Below are 20,155 nucleotides of genomic sequence, written 5' to 3'. Positions count from 1 at the left end.
CGTGGCGTTCAAGATCAGCCTGCTGTCCGATGTGCGTGGCTTCCTGAAAGGCACCGACGACGTCGGGAAGGCCCTCGACGACGTCGCTGACAGCCTGGACGACCTGGCCCGCGACACCAAGCAGAACGCCGACGAGGCCGGCCGGCAGCTTGAGCGGGGCTTCTCCGACGCGTTCGACAAGGTCCGCCGCGAAGGCAAGGACGCCTCGCGCCGGATGGGTGACGACCTCAAGGACGGCGCCAAGGAAGCCGGCGAGGGGTTCAACGAGCTCGGCGACGAAGCGAAAGACTCCGCGAAGGAAGCAGCCGCCTCGTTCTCCGGCGAGTTCTCCGACGTCGCCGACTACATCCAGGAAGTCCTCGCCCAAGCCCTGCAAGGGTTCGGCCCGGTCGGCGCGGCGGCCGGTATCGCCGCCGCGGCCGGGGTCGGCATCCTGATCAGCAGCCTGCAACAGGCCGCCGAGGACGCCGAGACCGCCAAACAGACTGTGCTCGATCTCGCTGACCAGCTCGCCGACGTGAAAGGCAACCCGGCGGCGCTCGCCTGGGCCGACCTGTTGCGCGGCAAGCTGCAGGAAATCGTGAACACCAAAGAGTGGTACGAGTTCTGGCAAGACACCCCGAAGACCCGCCTCGAAGAATGGGGCACTGCCGCCAAGAAATACGGCGTCGATATGGCCGACGTGATGCGCGCCCAAGCCGGTGACGCTGAAGCATTGGGCCGTGTCACCGATCAACTCAACCGGCAACAGGCCGACCTGAATAACCAATATCTCGACTCGGCCGACATCTACGGCAACTACAACGAACAGCTACGCAGCGCCGCCAGTGAGGTCGGCGCATTCCGCTACCAGGTCACCGCCGGCGCCAGCGACCTCGAAAAGGCGACCGAGTGGAACAAGGCGTACACCGAAGCGATGCGCGACATCCCGTCCGCGACCGAACGTGCCGCCGAGGCGTCCGCAACCTTCACCGACAGCCTGAACGATCACCTGACCGTCGCCGATGAAGGCCTGGACAAGTTCGTCCACAAGGGAAAGCTGAGCCTTGACGAATGGGCAAGCGAGCTGCGCCGGCGCGCCAAGGAAACCAAAGCGGTTCAGGACTTCACCGTCAACCTGACCCCGAAACTGTCCCCGGAGGCAGCTGCCCGGTTCGCTGAACTCCCCTTCGAGACCCAAGCGAAAATCGCTGACGCGTTCAAGTCCGGCGGAAAGAAGGCACGCCAGAAGATCGTGCAGAACCTCGAAGCCGAGGCGAAAGTCACCAAGGTCGACATCAACACCGGCGACGCCCAGAAATACGCCGACAGCAAGCCGATCGAGATCCCCACCACGGTTGCCAATACTGGCGCCCTCAAAGGCGCCCAAGAAGCTGCGGACGCCGCTCAGAAGGTCGCCGACCGGACCAACAACCGCATCGAGTACCACACCCGCATCGACACCGGCGAACTGCAACGCCAAGTCGACCGCGCCGCGGCGTCGATCAGGCCCCCGACGATCACGATCAAGACCCGGGTGCAGAAGGAGACGCCGTGATTGTCGCTACCGGTCTGCCGGTCACTCTGATTGCCATCAGTGGCCAGGCCACGGAATCTCCTGCCGGCACGTTCACCGTCAACGATGCCACCAGCTCAGGTTTCGCCGGCGTCACCGTGGCCAGCGTCCCGGCTGGTGCCCGCTGGACGGTCACCGCCGACGCCGGCCCCGACTCGTGGGGGCTGTACGCATACTGGCGGACCGCCGCCGGTACCCAGACCGGCCCGACCGTCCACTCGATCGACCCCGTCACCAGCGCCGGCGCCGGAACGACGATGATCGATCTGCCGGCCAAGCCCGCTGACGCGACCAGCGCCCGGCTCGGCATCGAGATCCGCAGCACCGGCGCCGGACGTGTCGTCGAAGTCACCGCCGCATCATGGACCCTCACCGCCACCACCGAGATGTTGACGGCGCAACTCGACCGCCCCCTGCACCGCACCGCCATCGACCGCATCACCGCAGCCGTCCCGCACATCCAAGCCGGCACACCCGGTCTGCTCGCCGGCCAGATCACCTACCTGTGTGACGATCTGAACGCTGCACTCGCCCTTGATGCCGTGTACACAGCCGGGCCGGGAGTGTTCGTTCGTTCGTTGACTCCAGACCCCGAGCATTCCGGCCTGTACCTGGCAGACGGTCTCGTGCCTGACCCCGAGCATCCCGGCCTGTACATGGTCAATCCCGAATTGATGGTCCCCGTGCTCGGTCTCCCCGGGATGTACACCGCACCCCCGCTCGCGAACCTGAGACATGTCGCGGTCGGCACCATTCGGATGGCCGCTGAGCGGGCGACGCCTGGCCGGCCGTCGAAGTGGCTGTACACCGTCGAAATCCGAGAGGTTCCCTGATGGCAGGCAACAACCCCGCCCCCTGGCTCCCGGGCAGCATCGCGCTGCTCGAGCAGCCGCTCGTCGAGCACACCTACGCGGTGAAGATCTGGACCGGGAACCTCGCCCTCAACAGCGAACGCGTCGAGGTACCCGCCTACGACGTCCAAGTCACCCTGTCGTCGGTTCGGGTCCCGTTCGGGCTGGCCACGTTCAGAACGCCGATCCCGCCCTGGCCCGGCATCGACTGGCCCACCGGGAACGTGCTGCACGACCTGCGGTCCTGCATCGCCCGCATCGTCCCGGTATCCATCCTGGCCGGCTGGAAGACCAGCGGCGGTGGCGACGACCGGCACACCATCCTCGCCGGCTACGTCACCAGCATCGAGGTCCGTCGTACCGCCGACAGCAGCTATGTGCAGTGGACCGTCACCAGCGCCGAACAGCTCTGGGAGTACCCCTCCCACCGCACCTACAACCCGTCCAACAGCTACACCCGGATCAAACAGGTCACCGACGCCGTCAACGGTTCCGCTGACCCCTGGTACGTCGCCCCCGTCGTCACCGAAGGCACCCTGAACACACCCAGCAGCGGCCAACTCACCAACTTCCGAGCCGCCGACATCGCGATCGGTGACACCGTCGGCGACTACCTGCGCCAACTCGCCCAGATGCTCGGCCAGGTCGTCCGGCCCGACTGGCGCAACGACACCCTGCGGCTGAGCGTGGAGGCCGAACCCACCTACAACACGGCCGCGGCGCTGACCCTCACCAGCCCCGCCGAAGCCAGCGAAACCTACAGCTACGACGAGTGGGGAACCGTCCTCACCCTGCGCGCCCAATGGATCGCCGGCGGCGACGAGAAGACCAGCCAACGCCAGTTCGCAGCCACCGCCGTCGGCGGTATGCCGCTGTTCCCCAACACCCCCACCCGCGGCACCATCCCCGCCGTCCCACAGACCGCGACCGTGTGGACCAAGCCACCCGGCGGTGTCGTCCCCGCCGATCCCACCTGGGGACCGACAGCGCTGTGGATGGACCGCATCACCAACAAGAAGTTCGCACTCCTGCAAGCCACCAGCCGCGCTGCCTGGTGGCTCGTCCCCGGCGACGTCGTCAGGTACACCAACCTGCCCACCACCGGCGACACCACCACGACCATCGTCGCCGACACGATCACCTACGACCTCGACAGCGGCCTCATGACCATCAACGGCTACGCGCCCTAGGTGCTCTAGTAGTGTGTCGTGTCTAAATATTTGGGTATAGGTGTCGGAGTTTGATGCGGGCGTCGTTTGTCGTGAACTGCCAGTCGACTTGCCGTTGGTCGTCGTTGGTCGCTTTCTGCCAGGCGGCGAGTTCGGCGTTGAGGACGTCGAGGTCGTCGATGCGGCGGGTGAGGCATTGCCGGCTGAGGGCGGACAGCTCGATCTCGGCGATGTTGAGCCAGGAGCCGTGCTTGGGTGTGTAGTGGATCTCGAGCCGTTCGGCGAGAGCGCGGGCCTTCGCGGGCTCGAACGCCTCGTAGAGCGAGCCGAGGGTATGGGTGTTGAGGTTGTCCATGACGAGGACGACGCGTTTGGCGTCGGGGTAGTCCATGGTCAGCAGCCGGTCCACGCCCGCGGCCCAGTCGATCCGGGTCCGCCGCGGCTTCGCGTCGACGTGGCGGTGTCCGGCGAGCGGCTCGACCCAGACGAAGATCGAGCAGGTGCCGTGACGGACGTACTCCGAGTCCTCTTTGAGATCGTGGCCGGGGCGCGCCGGGATCGGGTCACGAGCGTGGCCGAGCAGCTGGTACGGCTTCTCGTCCATGCACACCACCGGCACTGCCGGGTCGAAGGGCCGGTGGTAGACCTCCAGAACATCCTCCATCCGCGCCACGAACTCGGCGTTGGCTTTCGGCGGGATCGTCCAGCACTTCTTTAAGTGAGGACGAAGCCCCCCTTTTTCAGGGCCCGCCCAATCGTGGAGTGATCCAGAGGCGGCAGCCCGTCGGTAAGGGCCACGTGTTTCTCCAGCAGCCGCAACGACCACCGGTCGAACCCCTCCGGCGGTCTCGTGCACGCCAGCGCGATCACCCGCGCCTCGACATCCCCGGTCACCTTCGGTGGCACCGGCGGCGTGACCCGTTTGCGGCGGCGAATCACCTCATCGGCATCCCCACCGGACTCGACGAACCGCTTCGCGATCAGATACACCGTCTGTTCGGACACCCCGACACGCTCCGCGACAACCCGCCGACCCGGCACGACCCTCGCGTTCTCATCCAGCTCAAGCAGAACCCTCGCCCGCGCAATCATCCGCGCCGGATGCGTCCCCCGCGACACGACCCTCGTCAGCTTCACACGATCCTCAGCCGTCAACGCGACGACATGATCCTTCAGCCTGGGCACGATACGACTCCTCCCGATCAAGCATCAATCAGGACAAGCCAATCCCACCCATTACCAAACTATTAGGAGCGACACTCCACTAGCATCTGCTCATACTTCAAGCATCCCGCCTCTTAGGAAATCAATGCTGTTCAGAATCGAACCGACTATGCGGGTCACCGCTTGCACATTTCTCGGCAAGAAGGACCTCGCCAAGTTCGGGAGCCATCCCAACTTCCCCAACGTGTTCGAGCCGACCACAGTCGGTTCACCGGACCGTGTCTTGGCGATCGCGCTGCGCCACGGCGTCGCCATTACGGATGGCCTGGCCGTGGACGCCTATCCCGTGTTTGCACTCGGGCGACCTACCGAGCTCCGGAAGCTCCGAGACGACATGATGCGGAACCGCGAGCAGCTTCGTCCTGAGCACGAGATGGTGGACCGGTGGCTCGGCGTGCCCGGCGAGACGCAGAGGCTCGACGCTGAGATGGACGAGGTGATTGATAGGCAGATCGACGAGGCAGACACAGAAGCCGATGGCTATCTGGCCGGAGCGGTGAAGCCGGAACTCGTCGAACACTGGCGGTCACTGGGCGGCCCCGTCCTCCCGTGAACGGTCCGCAGAAAGTCCGCAAGATTCCCAGCAGCTACCCCGCCCGGCTCAACGCCACCAACGCTCCGCCCCTAGCCAACTCGCGGTAGCCAATCTCACCCATCATCCCCAATCGTGGGGCGGCAGTTCGAGATGTACTACGACATGTGACGACTCCGTCGTCCCAGGGTTCCGGCACTCGGCGGGCCTGAAGCCCTCAGCACCCGTGTGCTTCGATCTGTGACGACCCGGTGACTGGCCGGTCCATCGCTCGGTGGACCGGCCTTCGCTTGCCTACGCGACGTGCCGACCGATGCGGCCGCCATCTGACAGGGGTGCGTGAGATTACGTCCGATCCGCACGCCACTTCGCCTCGTCCGCCGCACGATCCACGGAATCGGACGTAATCTCACGAGCGTGATCGGGTTCAGAGCGGACAGTGCCGCGCCCGTCCACCCATCGCGAAGGAGACCACCCACGGACCTGGCGGAGCAGTCGTGCCGTAACACCGCGCCGGCCCGGCTGATCAGGCTGCTGCGATCCCCGATTGCGCACCGCTTGGCGACCAGACCCGACTCGACGACCTGACCATGCCGGGTTGGGTCGAGGGGATCAGCGCTGGTCGAGCCCGTCCAGACCTCAGACATTCCGCCGGGCAACGAGATTTCGACAAGCTCAACCAGCGGTGATTGTCTCCACCAGCGAGGGTGCCGCTCGACCGACGATTATCACCGTTCAAGCCGACAGCCGCACCACGTTGCCCCAGGGGTCGTCCAGCTCGACGAAGGCGCCGGTGTCGCGCAGTTGGGTGCCCGCGGCCCGCAGCCGTCCAGCGGCCTGGGCGACGTCTTCGGCGCTGGGCAGCGTGATGTCCACCCGGCCGAGCCCGAGAGCCGGTGCGCGGAAACCCGCGCCGGCACTGCGCCAGGTGTTCATCGCCATGTGGTGGTGGTACCCGCCGGCCGCCACGAACACCGCGCCGTGCCATTCGGCAGTGAGTTCGAAGCCGAGCAGGTCAACGTAGAACCGCTTGGCCAGTTCAGCGTCGCCCACCTTGAGATGCACGTGCCCGACGGCGCCGTCCAGGCCGGTCAGCACGCCGCGACGATCGGGTGCCGTCGACAGGTGCTCACGGGCCGCGTCGGTGAGATGTTCGCCGATGAATCTGTTGGCGTCGATGTGGAGGGCATCCATCACCACCCGCCCGTTCTGGTACGACCACTCACTGCGCGGACGGTCCCAGTACAACTCGATGCCGTTGCCCTCGGGGTCGTCGAGGTAGAACGCCTGCGAAACCAGGTGGTCGCCGGCACCGGTGTACAACTGTGGGGTGTTGACCGCGACGGAGGCCAGGGTGGCGGCCAGCGACGCTCGATCGGGGTGCAGGATCGCGGTGTGAAACAACCCGGCGCTGCGCCGCTCGCCTTTGGGCAGATCGGGACGGTGTCGCAACGTCACCAGGGTCTCTGCCCCACGACCCAGGTGCACCTCGGGGCCGTTCTCGGCCAGCACGTCGAGCAGCAGCACGTCGCGATAGAACGCGGTCTGGGCAGCCAGGTCGGCCACATCAAGGCTCACCCGGCCCATGCGGGTGCTGGCCGGCAGCAATTCGGTCACAACGAACCTTCTTCAGTCGATAGCTGACCTGTCAACAATAATTCTTGGCTGCGCATTCCAACCGTCCGGCCGTTGTCGGCTTCGAGACCGCGGGCTGCCGTCCTGGTGTCGGCGCTGGACGCGACACCACGACGACGACCCGCCGGCAGCACGCGTCGGCGAAAACCGGCGAGCCCTCGCAGCGAACAGGCCCAGGGCCGACGCACTGTCTCCACGGTTCACGCCACACGCCTAGACTGCGCCGGGTGACCTCAGCCCTTCAACCTCGGGTGCGCGCCCGTGCGCTGGTCGTGGTCGGCATCGTGCTGCTGGCGTTCAACATGCGCCCGGCCGCGGTGTCGATCGGCCCGGTACTGGCCGAGATCGTCGCCGAGCTGCAGCTGAGCGGGGTCGAGGCCGGACTGCTCACCGCGCTGCCGGTGCTGTCGTTCGCCGCGTTCGGGGCCCTGACGCCACGACTCGCTCATCACCTCGGCCCGCACCGGTTGACCGTGCTGGCCCTGGTGACGGCGCTGCTCGGCATGGTCGGCCGCAGCTTCGCGGGCCAGGCGTGGTCGTTTCTGCTGCTCTCGCTGCTCGCACTGGCCGGCATGGCCACCGTCAACGTGGTGATGCCGTCGCTGGTCAAGCGGCATTTTCCCGATCAGGTCGGCCTAGTCACCGCCGTGTACACCACAGCGATGGCAACGGCGCTGACCGCTGCCAGCGCACTCACCGTGCCGATCGCCGAGACCGCCGGCAGTTGGCGCTACGGCATCGCGAGCTGGGCGATCTTCGCGGTGCTGGCGATCGGTCCGTGGCTGGCACTGGCCGCGCACGACCGTCCAGACGCCGCCCCCGAGCCGACCGCCGCCGTGCGGCTGGGCCAGGTGGCGCGCACCCGGTTGGGTTGGGCGATGGCGGTCTTCTTCGGCCTTCAGGCGCTGCAGGCGTACGCGGTGTTCGGCTGGTTCGCCAAGCTCTACCGCGACGCCGGATTCAGCGCCACCGACGCCGGGCTGCTGCTGGGCGTGATCACCGGCATCGGCATTCCGGTCTCGTTCGTCGTCTCGACGTTGAGCCAGCGGGTGCGGCTTCAGTTGCCGTTGACGCTCGGGCTCAGCGGCTGCTATCTGCTGGGCTTTCTCGGCCTGTTGGTCGCCCCCGTCGCCGGCGCCTGGCTGTGGGCGGCGCTGATCGGCATCGGCACCTGCACGTTCCCGCTGATTCTCACCCTGATCGGCCTGCGGGCCCGCACCGCGGCGGGCACCGCGGCCTTATCGGGATTCACCCAGTCGATCGGTTACCTGCTCAGCGCCGCGGGGCCCTTCGCGATCGGCCTGCTGCACGACCTGACCCACGGCTGGACGGTCCCGCTGATCGGGCTGATCGGGCTGCTGGTGCCGCAGCTGCTAGCCGGCGTGCTCGCCTGCCGGTCGGGCCCGATCGAAGACCAACTGCCGTCCGGTCGCCTGGGCACGGCGGTGAGCTGAACCATGCGACACCCTCTGACGACCGTGACCGTGAGCAGGCTGCTGGTGACCTTCCTGTTCCTGGCCGGCTGCACGGCCGCGCCACCCACCACCCCGGCGTCCGCACCGGGCCCCGTGGCCGCCTCGCCCAGCACCACCGCCTCACCCAGCACCACCGCCTCACCCAGCCTCACGACCCACCCAGCTGGCGAATCCGCCACCCCCACGCCGAGCGCAACCCGCACGACGGCGTCCCCCAGCCCTCGCACCACCGCCGACCAGCCGGCGAAACCCCTAGCCGGACGCACCATCGTGGTCGACCCCGGACACAACGGGGTGTGGACCAAAGCCCTCAACCGTCAGGTGCCAGCCGGCAACGGACGCACCAAGCCCTGCAACTCCTCGGGCACTGCCGGCGGCGATTTCCCCGAGCACGCCTTCGCCTGGGCACTGGGTCAAGAACTGGTCGCGCGACTGCAGCGGCTGGGTGCGAAAGTGGTGCTGACCAGGCCGAACGATCACGGCAGCGGGCCGTGCGTCAACGTGCGCGCCGCCATCACCAACCGGGCAAAGCCCGACGCCCTGGTCTCACTACACGCCGACGGCAACCTGACCAAGGGTGCCCGCGGCTATCACATCATCGTCAGCTCGACGATGCTCGGCGGAGCGGCGGTCGAACGCGAATCGGTGGCCCTGGCGAAAGACCTGCGGGCGCAACTCGACGACACCGCGCTGCCCCGCTCGACCTACATCGGCGGCGGCACGGCGCTTCATGCCCGCACCGACATCGCGGGGCTGAACCTGATCAAGGTGCCCGGAGTGATGCTCGAGCTGGGCAATATGCGCAACGCCGCCGACCTTGCCCTGCAGCGCTCGGCGGGCTTTCGGCGCACCCTGGCCCGCGCCCTGGCCGACGGGCTGACCGAGGCGCTGCGCTGACATAGGCCAGCGCAGATCAACGCGACCACCGCTGGTTCACTGTTTCAAACCCCTTGCCAAACCGGCATATCCGAGGTCTCGACAGGCTCGACCAGCGAAGATCGGCGTTCCCGTAGGCTCCCGCCGTATGAAAAGGTGCCCCAGTGAGTGAGCAGAAGGACATCCAGCATTCCCGCCCCCGCTGGCACTATTCGCCGCGCAGCACCTGGATGAACGATCCCAACGGGCTGATTCACTACGCCGGCACCTGGCACCTGTTCTACCAGTCCAACCCGTCGGGTTCGACGTGGGGCAACATGTCGTGGGGGCACGCCACCTCCACCGACCTGCTGCACTGGACCGAACATCCGGTGGCGTTGTGGCACACCGACACCGAGCAAATCTTTTCGGGCAGTTGCGTGTTCGACGCCACCAACTCCTCCGACCTGGGCACCGCCGACTGGCCACCGCTGGTGGCCCTCTACACCGCCCACTACCTGCCGGGCAGCGAGCGGCTCGGCACGCAGGCCCAGTGCCTGGCCTACAGCCTCGACGGCGGCAGCCACTGGACGACCTACCCGGGCAACCCGGTGCTCGACCGCGGCTCGGCAAATTTCCGCGACCCGAAGGTCTTCCGGCACGGTGACCAGTGGGTGATGGTGGCGGTCGAGGCCGAGCACCAGCACGTGCTGATTCACACCTCGACCAACCTGATCGACTGGACCTACCGTTCGACCTTCGGGCCGGCCCACGCCGCTGGTGGCGCCTGGGAGTGCCCCGACCTGTTCGAGCTCGCGGTGGCCGGAAGCGACGAGACCCGCTGGGTGCTCCTGGTGAACCTGAACCCGGGCGGAGTGGCCGGCGGCAGCGGCTGCCAGTACTTCGTCGGCGACTTCGACGGCACCACGTTCACCCCCGACCGGGTGGTCGGCACGTCGCTCGACCGGCGGCCGGGCCCGGACGACCCGACGCTGCGCAGCTACGACTGGCTCGATTTCGGCCGCGACTGCTACGCCGTGGTCTCGTTCGCCGACGCCCCGGACGGCCGCCGCATCGTGCTGGGCTGGATGAACAACTGGGACTACGCCTACGACGTTCCGCTGACCGGCGGCCGCAGCATCATGACCATTCCCCGCGAACTCGAGCTGGTGCCGCTGAAGGGCGGCTACCGGCTGCGGCAGCGTCCGATTCGCGAACTACCCGGCGACGCCCTCGCACACTACGAGTTGCGGGCCGGCGACCGGGTGAGCATCGGCGGCGTCGCGCTGGAGTATCGCAACGGCGTGCTGAGCCTCGACCGGCGCGGCGCAGGCGTGGAGGACTTTCACGAGGCGTTCGGTTCGCGGCAGTGGGCCGAGATACCCGGAAACCCCGACACGGTGCAGGTGGACGTGCTCGTCGACACCTGCTCGATCGAGGTGTTCGCCGCCGAGGGCATGGTGACGATCAGTGACCTGGTGTTCTTTCGGTAGGGCAGCGCCGATCACGACAACGAACCCTGGTTGATCCTGTCGAAACCCCTAGTGACAGCACCCCGTTGTGAGGTCTCGACAGGCTCGACCGACAAGAATCAGCACAACCACCGCAGGTCGAGCTTGTCGAAACCACCGCAGGTCGAGCTTGTCGAGACCTCGGCCAGCACGCTGTGCCGAGGGGTGTCGACACGCTCAACCAGCGGTAGGCGCGTTGATCACGTGCTTCGCTAGATCGGCAGCTTGCGAAAGATCGGACGGGGCATGTGCCGCAGGGCCATCATCACGAACCGGAAGGCGGGCGGCACCCAGATCAGGGTCTTGCCGTCGGCGACCGCGGCGACGATCTGCTTGGCGGCGTCCTCTTTGCTCACCGTCAGCGGGGCCTCTTTCACCCCGGCCGACATGCGGGTGCGCACCTGCCCGGGACGGACCACCAGCACCTTGGGGCCCAGGCCGTCCAGGGCCTCGCCGAGGTTGAGGTAGAAGCCGTCGAGACCGGCCTTGGTCGAACCGTAGACGAAGTTCGAGCGCCGCACCCGCTCGCCCGCCACGGTGCTCATCGCCACGATCTGGCCGTGGCCCTGCGCCTTGAACCGCTCCCCCAGCAGCACTCCGACGCTGACCGCGCCGGTGTAGTTCACCTGGGCGATCTGCACGGCCTTGGCCTGGTTCTGCCACAGTTCCTCGGCATCACCGAGCAGGCCGAACGCAACGATGGCCAGGTCGATGTCGCCACCGGCGAACGCCTGCTCGATGACCGCCTGATGCGATGCAAAATCGGTCGCGTCGAAGTCGATCACCTCGACCGCGCTGGCGCCCTGGGTCTGCAGCGCCTCGACCGACTCGGCCACCCGCGGGTCGCCGGGCTGACAGGCCAGCACGATACGAACGGGCTGCCGGCGCAGGTACTCGGTGCACACGGCCAGGCCGATCTCTGAGGTGCCACCCAGCAACAGGATCGTCTGCGGGTTTCCGACGGCGTCGAACATCTTTTCTCGCTTTCTGCGAATGGTGCGGGTGCCGGTCAGACCAGCTCGAGCCGGCGAGCCAGGTCAGAGACGAACACGCCGTCGGGGTCGATGGTGCGCCGGGTGGCGATCCAGGAGTCGATCTCGGGGTACATGGCGTGGAACGTGGCCGCGGTGGCGCGGGAGTCCTTCGCGGTGTAGAGCCGTCCGCCGAACTCGAGAATGCGGGCGTCCAGTCCGGCCAAGAAGTCGTGCAGGCCCGGCTTGATCGGAAAATCCACGCAGACGTTCCAGCCGGCCATCGGGTAGCTGAGCGGCGCGCGGTTGCCCTCGCCGAATAGCTTGAATACGTTCAGGAACGAGTAGTGCCCGGAGCATTGAATGTCGCCGATGATCGCCTTGAACTCGTCAACGGCCACCGGCGGCACCACGAATTGATATTGCAGAAAGCCGGCCGGGCCATAGGCGCGGTTCCATTCGCCGAACATGTCCAACGGGTGGTAGAAGCCGGTCAGGGTCTGGATCTTGTTCGCGTAATTGCCCGACTTGGCGTACCACGCGGTGCCCAGCGCAGAGAACGTGAATTTGTTGGCCAAGCCGTTCGGGAACACGTCCGGCAACTCGAACAGTGGCTTGGCGTCGAAGGCGAGCGGGTCGGCAGCCAGCTTGGGCGCGTACTCCTGCAACTGCGCCAGAGTCGCCAGGCTGCCGCGCGACAACGCCGCCCGGCCCAGCTTCGGGGGGGCCGAGATGGCGTCGAACCAGGCCGACGAGTAGTCGTAGTTGGCCTCGGAACCGTCGGAGTGGACGGCGATGGTCTCGTCCAGGCTGCGGGTCACCACACCGTCGGCCAGGAAATACGCGGTCTCGGTGCGGGTCATGGCCAGACGCACCCGCAGAATGACGCCGGTCAGCCCGACGCCGCCGACGGTGGCCCAGAACAACGTTCCCTCGGGGTCATCCGGGGAGCCGTCGGGGGTGAGGGTGAGAACCCGGCCGTCCGCGACCAGCAATTCCATCGAGAGGACGTGATCGCCGAACGATCCGGCCGAGTGATGGTTCTTGCCGTGCACGTCGCAGCCGATGGCCCCACCGATGGTTACCTGGCGCGTGCCGGGCAGTACCGGCACCCAGAGCCCGTAGGGCAAGGCGGCGCGCATCAGGGCATCGAGGCTGACCCCGGCATCGAGGTCGACGATCGCGGTCTCGGTGTCGATGGAGTGAATGACGTCGAGGCCGGTCAGGTCGAGCACGACGCCGCCGGTGTTCTGCGCCACGTCGCCGTACGAGCGTCCGAGGCCCCGGGCGATGATGCCGCGCTTGAGGTGCGAGGGACGGCCAGCGTTGTGGTCGGCAACCGCGGCGACGGCAGACTGCACGTGCTCGGCGGTGGTGGGACGCAGCACATGGGCCAGGCCGGGGGCGGTGCGTCCCCAGCCGGAGAGTTCTTCGAAGGTGGTGGGCAGGTCGGTCAGTGAACTGGGCATCGGTGTCGATTCTATCGACACAGCACGCCCGTGACCTGCGTTGCGTCAACCCGGATGCGCACCGGGGTGAGTTTCGGCGCCAAGACGAGGTGCCGATACGCGCGTTGCAGGGAGAGCGGCTCTGAAGCAACGCTGAGTGGAGTGGGAATGTCGCCGCAGGCCAGAGTGGCCCGTGCGTCCTTGACCTGTCGGCTGTCGGGGTGGCCGGCGGCGGCGCTGTGGCGAGCCACCGCTCAACCCATGGTGAGCACAGCCGCCACCCGCGCCCAGGCGGCGCCGCAGATCGCGGCCATCGAGGCGAACAAGAGCACGGCTGCGAACAACAGCAAGCGGGCGTGCATGAAAGCGGGGGCGTGCATGCAATGGCCGGCCCCCCGAGACCACGAAACCGGCCGCCAGCGGCGCACTCACTCAAGCCCCCAGAACACGTGGTCCATCACCAGTCGGGCATGGCGGGTGTGCCGCCGGTAGGCGTCCAGCATGATGCTCGCCTCGCCCTTGTCGTAGCCCAGCAATTGAGCCACGGCACCGGCCTCGCGGGGGTCGGACGGAATCGTGTCGGAGGCCCGTCCGCGCAGCAGCAGGATCGCGTTGCGCAAGCGTCCGGCCAGCACCCAGGCCGTGCGAAGCGCGCCCGCGTCGTCGGCTGCGATCAGGCCGGCCTGCTCGGCGGCGGCCAGCGCCTCAAGGGTCGAGGTGGTGCGCAGCCCCGGCACCCGATGACCGTGGCAAAGCTGCAGCAACTGCACCGTCCACTCCACGTCTGAAAGCCCTCCCGGGCCCAGCTTGGTGTTGCGCAGCGGGTCGCTGCCTCGCGGAATGCGCTCCACCTCCATGCGCGCCTTGAGCTTGCGAATCTCGTGCACCTGGGTGCGGGCCAGCCCCTCGGCCGGAAAGCGCAGCGGGTCGACGGTCGCGAGCAGCTCCGCCGACAGATCGTGATCGCCCGCCCCGTGCGCAGCCCGCACCAGGGCTTGCGCCTCCCAGGTCGCCGACCAGCGCTGGTAGTAGGCCCGGTACGAACCCAGCGAGCGCACCATCGGCCCGTTCTTGCCCTCGGGCCGCAGATCGACATCGATGTCGAGGGACGGGTCGGGGCCGGCCTGGCCCAGGGCGGCCCGCAGCTCTGAGACGATCTGCGTGCCGATCTTCAGGGCGTCCGGGCGGTCGCTGTCTTCGACCACGAACATGGCGTCGGCATCTGAGGCGTAAGATAGTTCATCACCGCCCCAGCGGCCCAGCGCGATCACCGCCACGCGCGGTGCCCAGTCGAAGCGGCGCCGGACCACTTCGAGGGTTGCATCGATGGTGGCGCTGACCAGTTCAGACAGGCCCACCCCGAGGGTGGACAGGTCGATGCTGCCCAAGATGTCGGCCATCGCCAGCCGCAGCAACTCGCGACGCCGGACGGCCCGAATGTGCTCCACCGCCACCTGCAGGTTGTCGTGGCGTTTGGCTGAAGCCCGCATCTCGGCGAGAATCTCGCCCCGGTCGCGCGGCTGCAGGCTGCTGGCGTCGTTGAGCATGCCGGCCGACTGCGGGGCGCGCATCATCAGCTCGACGGTGTAGCGACTGGACGACAAAATCTTGGCCAGCCGCTCGGCCATCGCGTCGCCGTCGCGCAGTGCCCGCAGGTACCACTGGGTGCGCCCCATCGCCTCGGACACCTGCCGAAACGCCAGCAGGGCGTGGTCGGGGTTGGGGCCGGCGGTGAACCAACCGAGCATCGCCGGCAGCAACTGGCGTTGAATCTCGGCCTGCCGCGACAGCCCCTGCGACAGCGCCGCGATGTGCCGCAGCGCGGCCCTCGGGTCGGCGTAGCCCAGTGCCCGCAGCCGCACCTCAGCCCCGTATGAAGTCAACCGAACCGCCTCGGACGGAATCCGCGCCACCGCCTCGAGCAGCGGCGAGTAAAACAGCCGCTGGTGCAGCTTCAGTACCCGGCGGGCGGCGTCACGCCAACGGCCGAGCAACTCGCCGACCTCGCCCAGCCCGCTGCTGCGGGCCAGCCGGCGCAGGCTCAACTCGTCGTCGGGCATCAGGTGGGTGCGGCGCAGCTTCTCAAGCTGAATACGGTGCTCCAGCAAGCGCATCAGCCGGTAGGCGGCGTCGAGGTCCCTGCCGTCGGAACGTCCGACGTAGCCGTACTCGATCAGGGTGGCGAGGGCGGCCAGCGTGCCGGCCTGGCGCACCCGCTCGTCGGCCCGGCCGTGCACCAATTGAATCAACTGCACGCTGAACTCGACGTCACGCAGCCCCCCCGCACCCAGCTTGATCTCACGACCGGCCTCGCGCGGCGGCAACAGCGCGATCACCCGGCGCCGCATCGCCTGCGTCTCTGAAACGAACTGGTCGTTCTCGGCCACCCGCCACACCATCGGACGCACCATGGCCACGAAATCGTCAGCCAGCCCGAGGTCGCCGGCCATGGCACGCGCCTTGAGCATGGCCTGGAACTCCCAGTTCTTGGCCCACTTCTCGTAGTAGGCCCGGTGCGAGGCGAGGGTGCGCACCAACGGCCCGGCCTTGCCCTCGGGCCGCAGGGCCGCGTCGAGCTGCCAGATCGTGCCGGCGGCGGTGTGCGCCGAGCAGACCCTGGTCAGCGCGCCCACCAGCTTGGTGGCCACTGTCACCGCCTGCGCGGTGCCGCACACCGGCTCCCCGTCGTCGCCGAGGGCCGGTTCGGCGACGTAGAGCACGTCGACGTCACTGACGTAGTTGAGCTCCTGACCGCCGGTCTTGCCCAGCGCGACAATGCCCAGCCGCACACACTCCCAGCCGGGCACCTCGCCACGGGCCAGGGCCAGAGCCGCCTCGACGGTGGCGTCGGCCAGATCGGCCAGCTCGGCCGCAACCTGGGGCAGTTCGGCGAACGGGTCGGGGCTGGTCAGGTCGCGGGCCGCGATGCGCAGCACCTCGCGGCGGTAGGCCAGCCGCAGGTCGTCCGAACGGCCGGCGTCCGCGACCGGGTGCACCGCCGCGGGGTCGGCACCGATCACGCCCAGCAACACTGCCCGCAGCTCGGCGGCCGAACGACGGTCGACCGGCCCCCGTAGCACGTCCAGATCGTGCGGCCGGGCGCCCAGGTGCTGATTCAGCGCGATGCTGGCGCCCAGCACCCGGCAGACCCGTTCACCCCACTCGGGCTCGGCCACCAGACCGGCCAGCAGGCCGGGCCGCGCCGCGATCAATCGAGTCAAGCCATTCAGCGTCAAGTCGGGGTCGGCTGCGGCGAGCACCTGCTCGACCAGTGCGTCACAGGCATCGCCGTGTTCGTCGAACCACCCCGACAACGTCTGCGCGGCCCGGTGCGGATCGCCGAAACCCAGGCGCGCGAGCGTGCCTTCGGTCGTCGTCGTCCGGTCCATACCGGTGATGCTAGGGCGTCGCCGCAACCACAACGAGTACCGTCGGCGGCATGCCCCGCACCCCTGGCCCGCTGAACGCCATCGAGGTGCGTGACGCAGCCGAGCGGCTGCGAACCGGCGAGCCTTTGGAGCGCACTGTGCTGGCCCGGGTGGTGCGCGCTGTGTGCGCCGAGCTGGCCCGGTTGCACCCGGGCGGCAGCATCGAGCTACGAGTGCCGCCGTTCGCCGCCGTGCAATTGGCACTCGACGACGCCGGGCGGCATCGCCGCGGCACCCCACCGAACGTGGTCGAGTGCTCCCCCGAGGTGCTGCTGCGGCTCGCTGCCGGCACGCTGACCTGGGCCGACGCGAAGAAATCTCACCACGTGCTGGCCTCGGGCACCCGCAGCGACCTGAGGGCGATCTTTCCCCTGGTCAGCGGCTGACCCCGGCCCCAGCCCCACTGTGAAATCTTCGCTCGATTGACGCGGCCTGCGGCGCAGCCACCGTGTCGGCCCCCACTGGTGCGAATGATTCACACTCGACGTGGCCACCGACGGTTCACCACGCGCCGACCAACGCAACCAGCGCTGGTTGAGCCTGTCGAAACCTCTAGCCAGAGCACTCCGTTCGAGGGCTCGATACCCTCGACCAGCGAAAAGTCAGCACGTCGCTAACGGTTGAGCTCGTCGAACCTGTGGCACGCACCTGCCCATCGGTGAGACCGCTTCGACAGTGCCCGCTCAGCACGTCGGGTGCCGACTGAACTCGAAACCCTTAAGAGATTCCGTCAGTGGGCGCTGCCGTCGCGAGCGGCGCATCCGGTGGATGCTTCGCAAGGCGCAGGAGGGAGTCGGGCCGGTGGTCCCTCGACCGACGACAACGCAGCCAGGCGCCGCGGGGGCGTCGCGTAGCAGGCATGGCCAACTGGCGGGAGCTCAAAGCCTGACCGCTGACCCGGCGGGGCACCTCCGCGGTCGATGGGCCCCTACCAAACACTGTTCAGCGTTGGCTGATCACAGCGCCGGCAACAACGTTCGCAGCTCCCAGGGCGTGACCTGCGCCCGGTACGCCTCGTATTCGGCCCGCTTATTGCGCAGCACGAAGTCGAATACGTGCTCGCCAAGGGTCTCGGCGGCCAGTTCGGAGTTCTCCATCAGGGTGATCGCGGTGTCGAGCGAGCGCGGCAACGGCTTGATGCCCAACGACTGGCGCTGCCGCTCGGTCAGCGTCCAGACGTCGTCTTCGGCACCCTCGGGCAGTTCGTAGTCGTTCTCGATGCCGGCCAGGCCGGCACTCAGCACCAGCGCGTAGGCCAGGTAGGGGTTCGCCGCCGAATCGATGGAGCGCAGTTCGACCCGGGCCGAGGCGCCCTTGGTCGGCTTGAACATCGGCACCCGCACCAGCGCCGACCGGTTGTTCTGGCCCCAGCAGATGTAGCGCGGGGCCTCAGAGCCGACCGCCAGCCGCTTGTAGCTGTTCACGAACTGGTTGGTCACCGCCGAGATCTCGGCCGCGTGGCGCAGCAGCCCGGCGATGAACTGCCGCCCGATCTTCGACAGGTTGTACTCGGCCGAGGCGTCGTAGAACGCGTTCGCGTCGCCCTCGAACAGTGACACGTGGGTGTGCATGCCCGAACCCGGGTGATTCTCCAGCGGCTTGGGCATGAACGAGGCGAACATGTTCTTCATCGCGGCGACCTCTTTGATCACCACCCGGAAGGTCATGATGTTGTCGGCCGTCATCAGCGCATCGGCGTAACGCAGGTCGATCTCTTGCTGGCCCGGCCCGCCCTCGTGGTGGCTGAACTCCACCGAGATGCCCATCTGCTCCAGCAGCGTGATCGCGTGCCGGCGAAAGTCGGTGCCGGCATTGGCGGTGGTGTGGTCGAAGTACCCGCCCTGGTCGACCGGGGTGGGTGGATCGCCTGCGGTCAGCGGCTCTTTGAACAGGTAGAACTCGATCTCGGGGTGGGTGTAGAAGGTGAAGCCCATGTCGGCCGCCTTGCGCAGCGCCCGCTTGAGCACGTGGCGGGGGTCGGCGAAGGCCGGCGAACCGTCCGGCAGCCGGATGTCGCAAAACATCCGCGCGGTGCCCTGGGTGGTGCCACGCCAGGGCAGCAACTGAAACGTGGACGGGTCGGGGTGTGCCACCATGTCGGCCTCGTACACGCGGGTGAAGCCCTGGATGGCCGACCCGTCGAAGCCGATTCCCTCGGCGAAGGCGCCCTCGAGCTCGGCCGGGGCTATCGCCACCGACTTCAGATAGCCCAGAACGTCGGTGAACCAGAGACGCACGAAGCGAACGTCGCGCTCCTCCATGGCACGCAGGACGAACTCGGTCTGCTTATCCATGCCCGCTAGTCTGCCGTCCGGAATGTTTCAGTTGCGTTACATCCACGATGCAGTGCTGGTTCATCCGCCCGCCACCGAAGGCGCGTCCGGGTCGTCGCCGAACTGCTCGTCGTCACGGTCCCACCGCTCGTTGCGGAGCCGGACGATCTCGAGCGCGAGGCCCGCCTCGTCACGGGTGGCGTACGGGCCCAGCCGATCCTCAGCCTTGCAGCCGGCGTAAGGTTCGATGGCGTTGTGCCGCAGGCACCAGTACCACTGATCGTCGATCACAGCCGGTCTCCTTGTCGCTGGGGTCTCGCCAACTATGATCGCGCCCGTGACCGCGATCAAGCCCTACCCGCTCAGCGCCCGGCGTGCGGTGCCGCGGTCGATCGAACGCCCCCACTACGTCGGACGCCCCGCACCCGAGCCCTACCGGGGCTCACACGTGCAGAGCGCGGAGGTGATCGAGAAGATGCGCCTCGCCGGGCGCATCGCCGCGCAGGCCATGCATGTGGCCGCCGACGCGATCGCCCCGGGGGTGACCACCGACCAGTTGGACGCGGTCGCCCACGAGTTCATCTGCGACCACGGCGCCTACCCCTCGGCGTTGGGCTACCGAGGCTTTCCGAAGTCGATCTGCACCTCGGTGAACGAGGTGATCTGCCATGGCATACCCGATGCCCGTCCGCTCGAGGACGGCGACCTGGTCAAGATCGACGTCACCGTGTTCATCGGCGGCGTGCACGGCGACAACTGCGGCACCTTCTACTGCGGCGAGGTCGACCAGGCGTCCAGAGATCTCACCGACCGCACCCGCGAGGCGCTCAACCGAGCCATCAAGGCGGTGCAGCCCGGCCGACAGGTGAATGTCATCGGCCGGGTGATCGAAGCCTACGCCAAGCGGTTCGGCTACGGCGTGGTGCGCGACTACACCGGCCACGGCGTGCACTCGGCATTTCATTCCGGCTTGGTGATACCCCACTACGACGAGCCGTCGCTCAGCACGGTGATCGAGCCCGGCATGACGTTCACCATCGAGCCCATGCTCACCCTGGGCGATTACCGCTCGCACCTGTGGAGCGACGGCTGGACGGTGGTCACCAACGACCGCAGCCGCTGCGCGCAGTTCGAGCATTCATTGGTGGTGACTCCGCAGGGCGCCGAGGTGCTCACCCTGCCCTGACCAAACGCCCGGCATCATGACCGCAGGCGAGAGGAGGTGACC

The 20,155-nt window shown here is 67.7% G+C and carries 18 protein-coding genes; 9 read left to right on the top strand and 9 right to left on the bottom strand.

The genetic code is table 11. The annotated features are described in order from the left end of the window. The first annotated feature begins 1 nt into the window (after position 1). The 3 genes from QM721_RS12030 to QM721_RS12020 are packed head-to-tail and all read left to right on the top strand — an operon-like array spanning position 2 to position 3,596. Positions 2-1,537, top strand: a complete 1,536-nt coding sequence (locus QM721_RS12030) for a hypothetical protein (protein ID WP_415122291.1) — start codon at positions 2-4, stop codon at positions 1,535-1,537. Continuing rightward, positions 1,534-2,388: a hypothetical protein gene (locus tag QM721_RS12025; protein ID WP_415122289.1), complete on the top strand. Its 855-nt coding sequence runs from the start codon at positions 1,534-1,536 to the stop codon at positions 2,386-2,388. Before QM721_RS12030 ends, QM721_RS12025 begins: the two co-directional genes overlap by 4 nt. Continuing rightward, entirely contained in the window at positions 2,388-3,596 is a 1,209-nt protein-coding gene (locus tag QM721_RS12020; protein ID WP_415122287.1) for a hypothetical protein, read from the top strand. Before QM721_RS12025 ends, QM721_RS12020 begins: the two co-directional genes overlap by 1 nt. Before the next feature lie 22 nt (positions 3,597-3,618). On the opposite strand, the gene QM721_RS12015 is transcribed toward QM721_RS12020, so the two are convergent. Both QM721_RS12015 and QM721_RS12010 read right to left on the bottom strand, forming a co-directional pair. Continuing rightward, positions 3,619-4,248: an IS630 family transposase gene (locus QM721_RS12015; protein ID WP_415117916.1), complete on the bottom strand. Its 630-nt coding sequence runs from the start codon at positions 4,246-4,248 to the stop codon at positions 3,619-3,621. 41 nt (positions 4,249-4,289) lie between these two features. Continuing rightward, positions 4,290-4,580, bottom strand: coding sequence for a helix-turn-helix domain-containing protein (locus QM721_RS12010; RefSeq protein WP_415117914.1), 291 nt, complete (start codon positions 4,578-4,580; stop codon positions 4,290-4,292). A 304-nt stretch (positions 4,581-4,884) separates the two neighbouring features. On the opposite strand from QM721_RS12010, the gene QM721_RS12005 reads away from it, so the two are divergent. Beyond that, the gene (locus QM721_RS12005; RefSeq protein WP_415122285.1) at positions 4,885-5,352 is read left to right on the top strand and encodes a hypothetical protein; all 468 of its coding nucleotides are present in this window, start codon (positions 4,885-4,887) and stop codon (positions 5,350-5,352) included. A gap of 714 nt (positions 5,353-6,066) precedes the next feature. On the opposite strand, the gene QM721_RS12000 is transcribed toward QM721_RS12005, so the two are convergent. Beyond that, positions 6,067-6,948: a VOC family protein gene (locus QM721_RS12000; protein ID WP_415122283.1), complete on the bottom strand. Its 882-nt coding sequence runs from the start codon at positions 6,946-6,948 to the stop codon at positions 6,067-6,069. A gap of 245 nt (positions 6,949-7,193) precedes the next feature. On the opposite strand from QM721_RS12000, the gene QM721_RS11995 reads away from it, so the two are divergent. The 3 genes from QM721_RS11995 (at position 7,194) to QM721_RS11985 (ending at position 10,789) form a co-directional block, all read left to right on the top strand. After that, entirely contained in the window at positions 7,194-8,420 is a 1,227-nt protein-coding gene (locus tag QM721_RS11995; protein ID WP_415122281.1) for an MFS transporter, read from the top strand. 24 nt (positions 8,421-8,444) lie between these two features. Further along, positions 8,445-9,338 carry an N-acetylmuramoyl-L-alanine amidase gene (locus QM721_RS11990; RefSeq protein ID WP_415122279.1) on the top strand — a complete coding sequence of 298 codons (894 nt, stop codon included), beginning with the start codon at positions 8,445-8,447 and terminating at the stop codon, positions 9,336-9,338. Between the two features lie 143 nt (positions 9,339-9,481). Continuing rightward, positions 9,482-10,789: a GH32 C-terminal domain-containing protein gene (locus tag QM721_RS11985; RefSeq protein ID WP_415122277.1), complete on the top strand. Its 1,308-nt coding sequence runs from the start codon at positions 9,482-9,484 to the stop codon at positions 10,787-10,789. A 230-nt stretch (positions 10,790-11,019) separates the two neighbouring features. Here QM721_RS11985 and QM721_RS11980 read toward each other — a convergent pair whose 3' ends face one another. The 4 genes from QM721_RS11980 to QM721_RS11965 form a co-directional block, all read right to left on the bottom strand. After that, complete coding sequence (locus QM721_RS11980; protein ID WP_415122275.1) at positions 11,020-11,781, bottom strand: decaprenylphospho-beta-D-erythro-pentofuranosid-2-ulose 2-reductase; 762 nt, start codon at positions 11,779-11,781, stop codon at positions 11,020-11,022. Between the two features lie 35 nt (positions 11,782-11,816). Continuing rightward, positions 11,817-13,247 carry an FAD-binding protein gene (locus QM721_RS11975; protein WP_415122273.1) on the bottom strand — a complete coding sequence of 477 codons (1,431 nt, stop codon included), beginning with the start codon at positions 13,245-13,247 and terminating at the stop codon, positions 11,817-11,819. A gap of 233 nt (positions 13,248-13,480) precedes the next feature. Further along, entirely contained in the window at positions 13,481-13,606 is a 126-nt protein-coding gene (locus QM721_RS11970) for a hypothetical protein (protein ID WP_415122271.1), read from the bottom strand. Positions 13,607-13,654: 48 nt separating this feature from the next. Beyond that, on the bottom strand, positions 13,655-16,615 hold the full coding sequence (locus tag QM721_RS11965) for a bifunctional [glutamine synthetase] adenylyltransferase/[glutamine synthetase]-adenylyl-L-tyrosine phosphorylase (RefSeq protein WP_415122269.1): 2,961 nt from the start codon (positions 16,613-16,615) through the stop codon (positions 13,655-13,657). 50 nt (positions 16,616-16,665) lie between these two features. Between QM721_RS11965 and QM721_RS11960 the strand changes: the two genes are divergently transcribed. Next, positions 16,666-17,040: a sterol carrier family protein gene (locus QM721_RS11960; RefSeq protein ID WP_415122267.1), complete on the top strand. Its 375-nt coding sequence runs from the start codon at positions 16,666-16,668 to the stop codon at positions 17,038-17,040. 570 nt (positions 17,041-17,610) lie between these two features. On the opposite strand, the gene glnA is transcribed toward QM721_RS11960, so the two are convergent. After that, positions 17,611-18,948 (bottom strand): type I glutamate--ammonia ligase, encoded by a 1,338-nt coding sequence (gene glnA, locus QM721_RS11955; RefSeq protein ID WP_415122265.1) that lies wholly within the window; start codon positions 18,946-18,948, stop codon positions 17,611-17,613. A gap of 60 nt (positions 18,949-19,008) precedes the next feature. Further along, a complete protein-coding gene (locus QM721_RS11950; RefSeq protein WP_415122263.1) occupies positions 19,009-19,218 on the bottom strand; it encodes a hypothetical protein in 210 nt (69 codons plus the stop codon). 46 nt (positions 19,219-19,264) lie between these two features. On the opposite strand from QM721_RS11950, the gene map reads away from it, so the two are divergent. After that, positions 19,265-20,113 carry a type I methionyl aminopeptidase gene (gene map / locus QM721_RS11945; protein WP_415122261.1) on the top strand — a complete coding sequence of 283 codons (849 nt, stop codon included), beginning with the start codon at positions 19,265-19,267 and terminating at the stop codon, positions 20,111-20,113. Positions 20,114-20,155 lie beyond the last annotated feature (42 nt).

Source organism: Micropruina sp. (genome assembly GCF_047602085.1).
Taxonomy (GTDB): Bacteria; Actinomycetota; Actinomycetes; order Propionibacteriales; family Propionibacteriaceae; genus Micropruina.
Note: the sequence above shows the minus strand (reverse complement) of the source record. Positions and strands in the feature narration are given on the sequence as shown.

Excerpts from the sequence above, each read along its gene's own strand:
- QM721_RS11965 (WP_415122269.1), bottom strand. The coding sequence starts at position 16,615 with ATGGACCGGACGACGACGACCGAAGGCACGCTCGCGCGCCTGGGTTTC.
- QM721_RS12020 (WP_415122287.1), top strand. The coding sequence starts at position 2,388 with ATGGCAGGCAACAACCCCGCCCCCTGGCTCCCGGGCAGCATCGCGCTG.
- QM721_RS11975 (WP_415122273.1), bottom strand. The coding sequence starts at position 13,247 with ATGCCCAGTTCACTGACCGACCTGCCCACCACCTTCGAAGAACTCTCC.
- QM721_RS11960 (WP_415122267.1), top strand. The coding sequence starts at position 16,666 with ATGCCCCGCACCCCTGGCCCGCTGAACGCCATCGAGGTGCGTGACGCA.
- QM721_RS12005 (WP_415122285.1), top strand. The coding sequence starts at position 4,885 with ATGCTGTTCAGAATCGAACCGACTATGCGGGTCACCGCTTGCACATTT.
- glnA (WP_415122265.1), bottom strand. The coding sequence starts at position 18,948 with ATGGATAAGCAGACCGAGTTCGTCCTGCGTGCCATGGAGGAGCGCGAC.
- QM721_RS11980 (WP_415122275.1), bottom strand. The coding sequence starts at position 11,781 with ATGTTCGACGCCGTCGGAAACCCGCAGACGATCCTGTTGCTGGGTGGC.
- QM721_RS11970 (WP_415122271.1), bottom strand. The coding sequence starts at position 13,606 with ATGCACGCCCCCGCTTTCATGCACGCCCGCTTGCTGTTGTTCGCAGCC.